This is a genomic window from Tardiphaga sp., from assembly GCF_028290785.1.
Lineage (GTDB): Bacteria > Pseudomonadota > Alphaproteobacteria > Rhizobiales > Xanthobacteraceae > Tardiphaga.
Genome location: NZ_JAQGJD010000049.1, coordinates 1 through 9,583, shown reverse-complemented (window position 1 = coordinate 9,583; position 9,583 = coordinate 1). Strand labels below are relative to the sequence as shown.

Annotated in this window: 9 protein-coding genes; 6 read left to right on the top strand and 3 right to left on the bottom strand. The window is 65.6% G+C overall.

The window, feature by feature from the left end:
• Together mutM and JWR89_RS02690 are read left to right on the top strand one after the other, a co-directional pair.
• A partial coding sequence (mutM, locus tag JWR89_RS02695; RefSeq protein ID WP_299711497.1) for a bifunctional DNA-formamidopyrimidine glycosylase/DNA-(apurinic or apyrimidinic site) lyase occupies positions 1-824 on the top strand: 824 nt, incomplete at its 5' end.
• 260 nt (positions 825-1,084) lie between these two features.
• Positions 1,085-1,672 (top strand): VOC family protein, encoded by a 588-nt coding sequence (locus JWR89_RS02690; protein WP_299711494.1) that lies wholly within the window; start codon positions 1,085-1,087, stop codon positions 1,670-1,672.
• Positions 1,673-1,747: 75 nt separating this feature from the next.
• Here the strand turns inward: JWR89_RS02690 and JWR89_RS02685 are convergent, their stop codons facing one another.
• Entirely contained in the window at positions 1,748-2,641 is an 894-nt protein-coding gene (locus JWR89_RS02685; protein WP_299711491.1) for a LysR family transcriptional regulator, read from the bottom strand.
• A 97-nt stretch (positions 2,642-2,738) separates the two neighbouring features.
• Here JWR89_RS02685 and JWR89_RS02680 point away from each other — a divergent pair, with 97 nt between their 5' ends.
• From JWR89_RS02680 to JWR89_RS02665, 4 genes are all read left to right on the top strand, one after another.
• A complete protein-coding gene (locus JWR89_RS02680) occupies positions 2,739-3,731 on the top strand; it encodes an aldo/keto reductase (RefSeq protein WP_299711489.1) in 993 nt (330 codons plus the stop codon).
• Positions 3,732-3,796: 65 nt separating this feature from the next.
• Complete coding sequence (locus JWR89_RS02675) at positions 3,797-4,687, top strand: LysR family transcriptional regulator (RefSeq protein WP_299711487.1); 891 nt, start codon at positions 3,797-3,799, stop codon at positions 4,685-4,687.
• A 350-nt stretch (positions 4,688-5,037) separates the two neighbouring features.
• Entirely contained in the window at positions 5,038-6,021 is a 984-nt protein-coding gene (locus tag JWR89_RS02670; protein ID WP_299711500.1) for an aldo/keto reductase, read from the top strand.
• Between the two features lie 116 nt (positions 6,022-6,137).
• Positions 6,138-6,935 (top strand): class I SAM-dependent methyltransferase, encoded by a 798-nt coding sequence (locus JWR89_RS02665; protein WP_299711485.1) that lies wholly within the window; start codon positions 6,138-6,140, stop codon positions 6,933-6,935.
• Between the two features lie 203 nt (positions 6,936-7,138).
• Here JWR89_RS02665 and corA read toward each other — a convergent pair whose 3' ends face one another.
• Positions 7,139-8,146, bottom strand: a complete 1,008-nt coding sequence (corA, locus tag JWR89_RS02660) for a magnesium/cobalt transporter CorA (protein WP_299711483.1) — start codon at positions 8,144-8,146, stop codon at positions 7,139-7,141.
• Positions 8,147-8,241: 95 nt separating this feature from the next.
• On the bottom strand, positions 8,242-9,009 hold the full coding sequence (locus JWR89_RS02655; protein ID WP_299711481.1) for a ParA family protein: 768 nt from the start codon (positions 9,007-9,009) through the stop codon (positions 8,242-8,244).
• Positions 9,010-9,583 lie beyond the last annotated feature (574 nt).

The following is a 9,583-nucleotide window of genomic DNA, read 5'->3' as shown; positions in this document are numbered from 1 at the left end:
GCGCCACCATTTTGCGCGCCGAAGCGCGCCGCCCGGACCTGCGATTCCCGCTGCAGCCGGATTTTTTGGCGCGGCTCGACGGCCAGGTCGTCACCAGCCTGTCGCGGCGCGCCAAATACCTGCTGGCGGATCTGTCTTCCGGTGACGTTTTGTTGATGCATCTGGGGATGTCCGGTTCGTTCCGGGTGGTGTCCGACCAGGCCGCCACCGCGCCCGGCGCGTTCCACCATCCGCGCAGCGACGATCGCGCCCATGATCACGTCGTGTTCCACATGTCGTCGGGCACATCGGTGATCTACAACGACCCGCGCCGCTTCGGCTTTATGAAGATCTTTGCCCGCAAGGATATCGAGCAGGAGCCGTTCCTGAAGGACATCGGCCCGGAGCCGCTCGGCAACGCCTTCGATGCTGCGATGCTGGCGGGGGCGCTGGCCGGCAAGAAGACCAGCCTGAAAGCCGCGCTGCTCGACCAGCGCACGGTGGCGGGGCTCGGCAACATCTATGTCTGCGAGGCGCTGTTTCGCTCAAAGCTGTCGCCGCGACGGCTGGCCGCGACGCTGGCGACGAAAAAAGGCGAGCCCACCGATCGCACGGTGCGACTGGTCGGAGCGATCCACGACGTGCTCAATCTCGCCATCAAGGCGGGCGGCTCGTCGCTGCGCGATCATCGCCAGACCTCCGGCGAGCTCGGCTACTTCCAGCATTCGTTTCAGGTTTATGACCGCGAAGGCGAGACCTGCAAGACGGATGGCTGCGAAGGCATCGTCAAACGCTTCGTGCAGAACGGGCGTTCGACGTTCTGGTGCCCGAAGTGCCAGAAGTAAAATGACTTCATCTCTGTCGTCGTCATCCTGAGGTGCTCGCCGTCCTCGGCGAGCCTCGAAGGATGCGGCCACGGGCGCTTGCGGTGCATCCTTCGAGGCCGCAGTTGCGCGGCGACGCCTCAGGATGACGGCTGGGTGTGTGGCGACAAGTGCCCGGTCACCGCTGCCGCGTTGCCTCTGGAATCCGCCACACCGCTGGACGATAATACCCCCATGCCTGCGCAAGGCCGCATGACGCGCGGCGCCATCAGGAGGATCCGATGACCAGCTATCCCACGCACGTGCCCCAGTTGCATCACGTCACGCTGAAGACCACGCGGCTGCCGGACATGGTCGCCTGGTACGGCATCGTCGCCGGCATGACGGTGCATTTCGCGTTCCCCGGCGGCGCCTGGCTGAGCAATGACGGCGCCAACCACCGACTGGCGCTGCTCACCAGCCCGGCGATATCCGACGATCCCGCCAAGCTGGCGCATACCGGGCTGCATCACACAGCGTTCGAATTCGCCGACATGGACGCGCTGCTCGACACCTATGGGCGGCTGAAAGAGGACGGCATCGTGCCGCACATGTCGCTCGACCACGGCATGACGCTGTCGATCTATTACGTCGATCCGGACGGCAACAGCGTCGAGCTGCAATGCGACACCTTTGGCGACTGGGAGCGCTCGACGCAGTGGATGAAGACCTCTGCGGAATTCGCCGCTAATCCGATCGGTGTGGCGTTCGACGGCGATCTGCTACTTGAGGCGCGAGCGGCGGGCGCGTCGCCGGAGGAGATTCATCGCCGGACCTATGCGGGCGAATTTTTGCCAAGCGCGCCGCTGGATTTGCGAATGCCGCTGTAGGCGGTCTCTTCTTCCCTCTCCCACCTAGCGAAGCTTCGCTTCGCGCGGTGAAGAGGGAAGCGCCGCCGCCGCTCATCATCCCCGCACCCGCAGCGCCTCCACCAGCAATGCAAATGCCGGCGCCGGCTGGCGGCGGCTTGGATAGTACAGGTGATAGCCGGGAAACGGCGCGCACCAGTCGGACAGTACCTGCATCAGGCGGCCATCCGCGATGTGGCCCTGCACCAGGTCCTCCGGCAAATAGGCCAGGCCCAGCCCGGCCAATGCAGCCTTCAGGCGCAGCGCCATGTGGGTGAATACCAGTTGCCCCTCGACGCGAACCTTGAGCGGCTGCCCGCGCTTCTCGAATTCCCAGGCGTAGATGCCGCCATAGGTCGGCAGCCGGATGTTGATGCAGTCGTGGCCCGTTAGGTCCTGCGGCTTCCTGGGCTTCGGCCTGTTCGCGAAGTAGCCGGGCGCGCCGACTACCACCATGCGAAAATCCGGACCGATGCGCACGGCGATCATGTCCTTCGCCACCTGCTCGCCGAGCCGCACGCCAGCATCGAAGCGCTCGGCGACGATGTCAGTCATGCCGTAATCGACCACCAGCTCGACCTTGATGTCCGGATACTCCGGCAACAGTTTTGCGAGCGCGGGCCAGATCACGGCTTCGGCGGAATGCTCGCCCGCGGTAAGGCGGATGCTGCCGGCGGGCCTGTCGCGCAATTCCGTCAGCGCAGCCAGCTCGGCGTCGATCTCTTCCAGCCGCGGGCCGACGGTGCGGACCAGCCGCTCGCCGGCCTCGGTCGGCGCCACGCTGCGGGTGGTGCGGGTCAGCAGCCGCACGCCAAGGCGCTCCTCAAGGGCGCGAATGGTGTGGCTCAGCGCCGATTGCGACACGCCGAGCTGTGCCGCCGCGCGGGTAAAACTGCGCTCCCGCGCCACCGCCAGAAAGGCCACGAGGTCGTCGATCGGGGGACGGGCCATTTATTCGTCCATCTCATAAGTTCATGCCGATTATACCCTCTAATCGACATGGCCGGCATGCCCTAAATCCGTTGAAGCAGCAACCAGGGATCATGAAATGCAGAAGCGCAAACTCGGCAACAGCGGCCTCGACGTCTCGGCCATCGGCCTCGGCTGCATGGGCATGAGTTTTGGATATGGCCCGCCGGCCGACAAGGCCCAGATGATCAAACTCATCCACGGTGCGGTCGATCGCGGTGTCACGCTGTTCGATACCGCCGAAGTCTATGGCCCGTTCATCAACGAAGAACTGGTTGGCGAGGCGCTGGCGCCGTTCGCGGGCAAGGTGACCATCGCCACCAAGTTCGGCTTCAAACTCGATCCCGCGACGGGCGCGCAAGTCGGACTCGACAGCCGGCCCGAACATATCCGCGCGGTGGCGGAAGCATCGCTGAAACGGCTGAATGTCGAGGCCATCGACCTGTTCTATCAGCACCGCGTCGATCCGGCCGTGCCGATCGAAGACGTCGCGGGCGCGGTGAAGCAGTTGATCGCGGACGGCAAGGTGAAGCATTTCGGCCTGTCGGAGGCCGGCGCGAAGACGATCCGCCGGGCGCACGCGGTGCAGAAGGTCACCGCGCTGCAGAGCGAGTATTCGCTGTGGACGCGCGGGCCGGAAGCGGAAGTGTTGCCGCTACTCGAAGAACTCGGCATCGGCTTCGTGCCCTACAGCCCGCTCGGCAAGGGTTTTCTGACCGGCGCGATGAACGAGACCACGACGCTGGTGTCCGGCGACTTCCGCAATATCCTGCCGCGCTTCACGCCGGTAGCGCGCAAGGCCAACCAGGCGCTGGTCGATCTGCTCGGCCGCATCGGCGCGCGCAAGAATGCCACCACGGCGCAGATCGCTTTGGCCTGGCTGTTGGCGCAAAAGCCGTGGATCGTGCCGATCCCGGGCACCACCAAGCTGCACCGGCTGGAGGAAAATCTGGGCGCGGCGGATGTCATTCTGACGCCGGGCGATCTCGTCGAGATAGATGAGGCGGCGGCGAAGATCACGGTGCAGGGCACGCGGTACCCCGACAAGCTGGAGCAGATGACGGGGCTCTGAAGGCCGTTGCGTTCGTGGCAATGCGGGCCGTGCAATCGGCCGCGCTTTATGCAAAAATTGCATGAATGGAACGCAACCAGCTCAACGATCTCGCGGCCTTTCAGGCGGTCGCCGAAGCCGGCAGCTTTACGCGCGCGGCGGCGACGCTTGGCATGTCGCAATCGGCCCTGAGCCACGCCATGGGCGTGCTCGAGCGGCGGCTCGGCGTTCGCCTGCTGGCGCGGACCACGCGCAGCGTCGCGCCGACCGAGGCGGGCCAGCGGCTGCTGCACATGTTGCGCCCCGCGCTGGCCGACATCGAGGCCGGCCTGGCGTCGCTCGGTGAGCTGCGGGACAAGCCGTCGGGCAATCTGCGGATCAGCGTGCCGAAGCCCGCCGCCGGCTTCGTGATGGCGGCGCTGCCGCCGTTTCTGGCGGCCTATCCGGACGTGAGAGTGGAACTGGTCAGCGACGAAAGCTTCGCCGACATCGTGGCGGCTGGATGCGACGCAGGCGTGCGGCTCGGCGAGAGCATCGACCAGGACATGATTGCCGTGCGGATCTCGCCGGACATCCGCATGGCGATCGTCGGATCCCCGCAGTATTTCGTGGACCATCCGAAGCCGAAGACGCCGCAGGACCTGGCGTCCCACCGATGCATCAACTACCGCGAGGGCCAGGCCGGCGGCCTGTATGCCTGGGAGTTCGAACGCAAGGGCCGTGCGCTGTCAATTCGGGTCGAGGGTAACTTCGTCGCCAACGACTCCGACCTGACGCTGGACGGCGCGCTGGGAGGTCTGGGCCTGGCGCCGGTCCTCGACTATCAGGCCGCCGACCACATCGCGGCCGGGCGGCTCCTGCGCGTGCTGGACGACTGGTGTCCGCCGTTTGCGGGCTTCCATCTGTATTATCCCAGCCGCCGCCAGATCACGCCGGCGCTGGCCGCACTCGTCGAGGCGCTGCGCTACCGCACGTGAAGTCGGCGCTCTGAACCCGACCCGCTGCCTATTCATGCACCAAATCGATAAGCCCTAGACGACTTCCCGCTCTAATCGATTGCACTGGCGTCGCCATCTTCTCCCCAGCGGTGCCGTCAGGGAAACCGCGTGGCGATGCTCCATCGTTAGAGCCGGGAGGGCCATCCATGGACGAACAACAGCAGGCGAACGAACCAGCCGTCGAACCGCGTCGCGGATTCGACCGTCGTGAATTTCTGATGCGGACCGCGCTGGTCGGCGCGGCGATGCCGGTCGGGCCACGGGCGTGGGCCGCCTCATCGCAGCAATCGACAACAATCAACCACGCCATTCGCGAGGCAGGAGCAACCATGAAGATGCGCAAACTCGGAACGATGGAAGTCTCGGCCCTCGGAGCCGGATGCATGAGCATCAGCGCCAATTACGGGCCGGCGGCGGACAGGAAACAGGGCATCGCCGTGATCCGCGCCGCCCACGACAAGGGCGTCACCTTCTTCGACACCGCCGAAGTCTACGGTCCCCATGTCAACGAGGAACTGGTCGGCGAAGCGCTCGGTCCGATCCGCGACCAGGTCAGGATCGCCACCAAGTTCGGCTTCGCGACCGACGGTGACATGGGCCGCGACAGCCGGCCGGAACGCATCAGGCGGGTCGTCGAGGAATCGCTGAAGCGTTTGAAGACCGACCGCATCGATCTCTATTACCAGCACCGCGTCGATCCCGGCGTGCCGATCGAGGATGTCGCCGGCGCGGTCAAGGATCTCGTTCAGGCGGGCAAGGTACTACACTTCGGTCTCTCCGAGGCCAGCGCCAGAACCATTCGGCGCGCGCATGCGGTTCAGCCGGTGTCGGCAGTGCAGACCGAGTATTCGCTGATGGAGCGCAGCCCGGAGCGCAACGGCGTGCTGCAGGTCTGCGAGGAGCTGGGCATCGGCTTCGTGCCGTGGGGGCCGCTCGGACAGGGCTATCTGACCGGCAGGCTGGATGCCCACGCCAGCTTCGATCAGAAGGCCGACATGCGCGCAGATTTCCCGCGCTTCAGCGCCGCAAACCTGACGGCGAACCGCCCGATCCTCGACCTGCTTGCGAAGGTCGCGGCGAACAAGGCTGCGACGCCTGCGCAGATCGCGCTGGCGTGGCTGATCGCACAGAAGCCTTTCATCGTTCCGATCCCCGGCACCCGCAACATGGATCACCTGAACGAGAATCTCGGTGCGCTGGCCGTCACGCTGACGCCGGAAGACTTGCGCGAGATCGCAACCGCGCTTTCCGGCATCACGGTGCTCGGCGGCCGCATGAACGCTGCGCAGATGGAGCAGGTCGACGCATCCTGAGATGCACCCGACCAAGCCACAAAGTTGCGGCCGCGCCTGGCATAGGCGCGGCCAGCCTTGAAACATGCTATCGGTCTCCGCGGCCGGCACCCGGCCGCTCAAGGTGAGACCAAGACATGAACGACGCCTCCATCCGCTTCAACGACGGTGCCGCCTATGAGCGCATGATGGGGGTCTGGAGCCATCTCGCCGGCAACATCTTCCTCGACTGGCTGGCGCCGCCGCCGGGCCTTGCCTGGGTCGATGTCGGCTGCGGCAACGGCGCCTTCACCGAGCTGATCGTGGCGCGGCTGGCGCCGCGCGAGGTGCAGGGCGTCGATCCCTCGGACGGCCAGCTCGGCTATGCGCGCACCCGGCCTGGTACCGCGATGGTCAGCTATCATCAGGGCGACGCCATGGCGCTGCCGTTTCCCGACAACGCGTTCGACGCCGCGACCATGGCGCTGGTGATCTTCTTCGTGCCGGAGCCTGCACGCGGGGTGGCCGAGATGGCGCGCGTGGTGGCGCCGGGCGGCGTCGTAGCGGCCTATGCCTGGGACATGGAGGGCGGCGGATTTCCGCTGCAGCCGGTGATGCGCGAGCTGCGCGCCATGGGCTTTGCGCCGGCGCCGCCGCCGAACCCCGACGCGTCGCGGATCGACAGCCTGCAGAAACTATGGCGCGACGCCGGCCTCGAGCAGATCGAAACCCGCCGCATCGATGTGACGCGAGAATTTATCGACTTCGAGGATTTCTGGGCGGCCTCGACTTCGGGCACCACGGTGAAGCCTGCGATCGCGGCGATGCAGCCGGAGGCTGTCGCGGAGCTTAAGGCGCGGGTGCACAAGCATGTCCGGGAGGATGCCACCGGCGGCGTCAGCTACGACGCGTTTGCCAATGCGGTGAAGGGTAGGGTGGCGGGGGGCGAACCATAGTCCGGCGGAGCCTCTTTCGCGACCTCACGGCTCCATCGTCCCTTCTCCCCTTGTGGGAGAAGGTGGCACGGACGAAGTCCGTGTCGGATGAGGGGGTACTTGGCTCGGAGCTTGTGGCTACCCCTCACCCGACCGCGCTACGCGCGGCCACCCTCTCCCACAAGGGGAGAGGGGAAGAGCAGCGGCACTAAGCGACAACTATCTCACAGCCACCCGTAATGCCGAAACCTCAAATACAGAAACCCGCACAGCGAGGCGATGCCGCCGATCACGAGATAGTAGCCGTACTCCCACTTCAGCTCGGGCATGTGCTCGAAGTTCATGCCGTAGATGCCGGCGACCGCGGTGGGCACTGCGAGGATCGCGGCCCAGGCTGCCAGCCGCCGGGTGATCTCGTTCTGCTGCGACTGGCCGGACATGAGACTCGCCTCGAAGGCGAAGGCCAGCACTTCGCGCAAGGAGTCGATGTCTTCCTGGGCGCGCTTGATATGGTCGAGCACGTCGCGAAACAGCGGCTTCATCTCGGGGTCGATAGGCAGCACCGCGGAATGCTCCAGCCGGTGGCAGACGTCGAGCAGCGGGCCGACGGCGCGGCGCAGTTTCAGGAGCTCGCGGCGCAGCCTGTAGAGATGTTCGAATTCGGACTGATGCAGCATGCGCCGGAGCACGCGGTCTTCGAGCTGCTCGACCTCGGTATGGATAGCCTCGATCACCGGCTGGTAGTTATCGACGATGAAATCCAGGATCGCATAGAGGATGTAGTCCTCGCCGTTGGTCAGCGAGGTCGGGCAGGCCTCGCAGCGCTTGCGCACCGCGGCGTAGGAGGTCGAGGCGCCGTGCCGCACCGAGACCACATAACCGCGGCCGACGAAGATATGGGTCTCGCCGAAGCCGATGACGCCATCGACCATCTGCGCGGTGCGCGCCACGATGAACAGCGCCTCGCCATATTGCTCGACCTTGGGATGCTGGTGCGCCTTGGCGGCGTCCTCGATGGCCAGCGGATGCAGGTCGAACTGGGCACGGACCCGCTCCAGCAGTTCGGCGCTGGGCTCGAGCAGCCCGATCCACACCACATGGCCGGGCTTGTGCGACCACGTTTTGGCCTCCTCGATGGCGATATCGGCCACCCGGGTGCCGTGGGCGTAAACGCTGCTTGCGACGACGCCGGGCTCCTGCGGGGCGGATTCTTTCGATTGACTGCCGTGCAAGACACACCCCTACGCCATTGTCGCCGCGCAGTTGCGCCTCGACAATAGACGCGCCGGCGGCGCAAAAGTTTCGCGCCGCCGGCCGGCCGCGTCAACTAGCGGCGGTCGAGCGTGCTGTCTTCCGGCACGGTTGCCGTCTCTTCGGTCCGGCCCAGCGGGAACATCGTCGGTACCGTGTCCGGCGCGTTGGCGTCGAATACCACGCCCTGCGCGTCGGCGCGGGCGACCGGGCCGAGCCTGTTCGAGACCCACTGCCACAGCCCGCGGATTTCTTCCGCGGATTTGCCGGATGGCGCGAATTCGCCGACCGCGAGGCCGCGGCCGAGCGCATCCTGGTGGTCGTTGCGCATCACGATGCAGGGCTGCGCCAGCGCGCTGATGCTCTGCAGCGGGGCGCCCTCGTCGAGCGCCGTCGAGGCGTTGTCGAGGCGCTGGCCGCGCACCGGCGTCTGGTTCAGCACGAAGCCGAAGGCGGTGTTGCAGGACCGCGCCAGCCGCAGCGTCGGCGCGGCGGCCTCGAGGTCGATCAGGCTCGGCCGCACCGGGATCAGGCACAGGTCGGCGGCGCGGATCGCCGCGGTGGTGAGGTCGCTGACGCCGCCAGCGGTGTCGATCACCGTCAGCGTGACGCCGTTGCGGTCGAAGATTTCCAGCCGCTGCTCGATTTCGCAGGCGGCAGCGACCGGCTCGACGCTAGGCTCGGCCTCGGCGCGGCGCCGCTTCCAGTTCGACAGGGTGCCTTGCGGATCGGTTTCGATCAGCCGAACGGTATGGCCGTCCTGCATCGCGGCCAGCGCGAGCCCGATGGCAAGCGTGCTTTTGCCGCTGCCGCCCTTTTGGGTGGCGAGTACGATGGTCTGCATAATAAAGTCCTTAGCTGTTGATCGCGAACTATCAGTCGCGGAACGGGATGTGCGCCAGAGCGATCCGACGTCGCTTGGCGCGACGGACTATTCTTGGCTGGACGCATCGGTCGCGCTTGGCAGGATGTGCGCAAATCGCAGCAACGTCCGAATCAGCAGTGTCACGATCATGACGTAAAACGCAACGCAACGCCATTGCGCGACGTGCGTAGTAAAGTTTAGTTAGCAAAATCGTGCCCGATCGATTGCGAAGTGTAGTTGGTATGGATAGGGCGTGTGATTTTGATGATGCCGTATGATACCGGTATGTCACCGTCATCCTGAGGTGCTCGCCTCTTGGCGAGCCTCGAAGGATCCGGCCACGGGCGCCTGCGGCGCATCCTTCGAGGCCGTCGCTTCGCGACGGCACCTCAGGATGACGGCAGAGTAGGCGGAAGCTTAATCTCTGCGTCCGGGAAACGAGCTTACTTTTACGCGCACATAGCGCTTACTTCCGGACGCAGATCACGCGCACGATGGACTCTCTCGTGTCGCCGCTGGCGATGGTTGCGCTCACGCCATTGGCTTTCAGAAA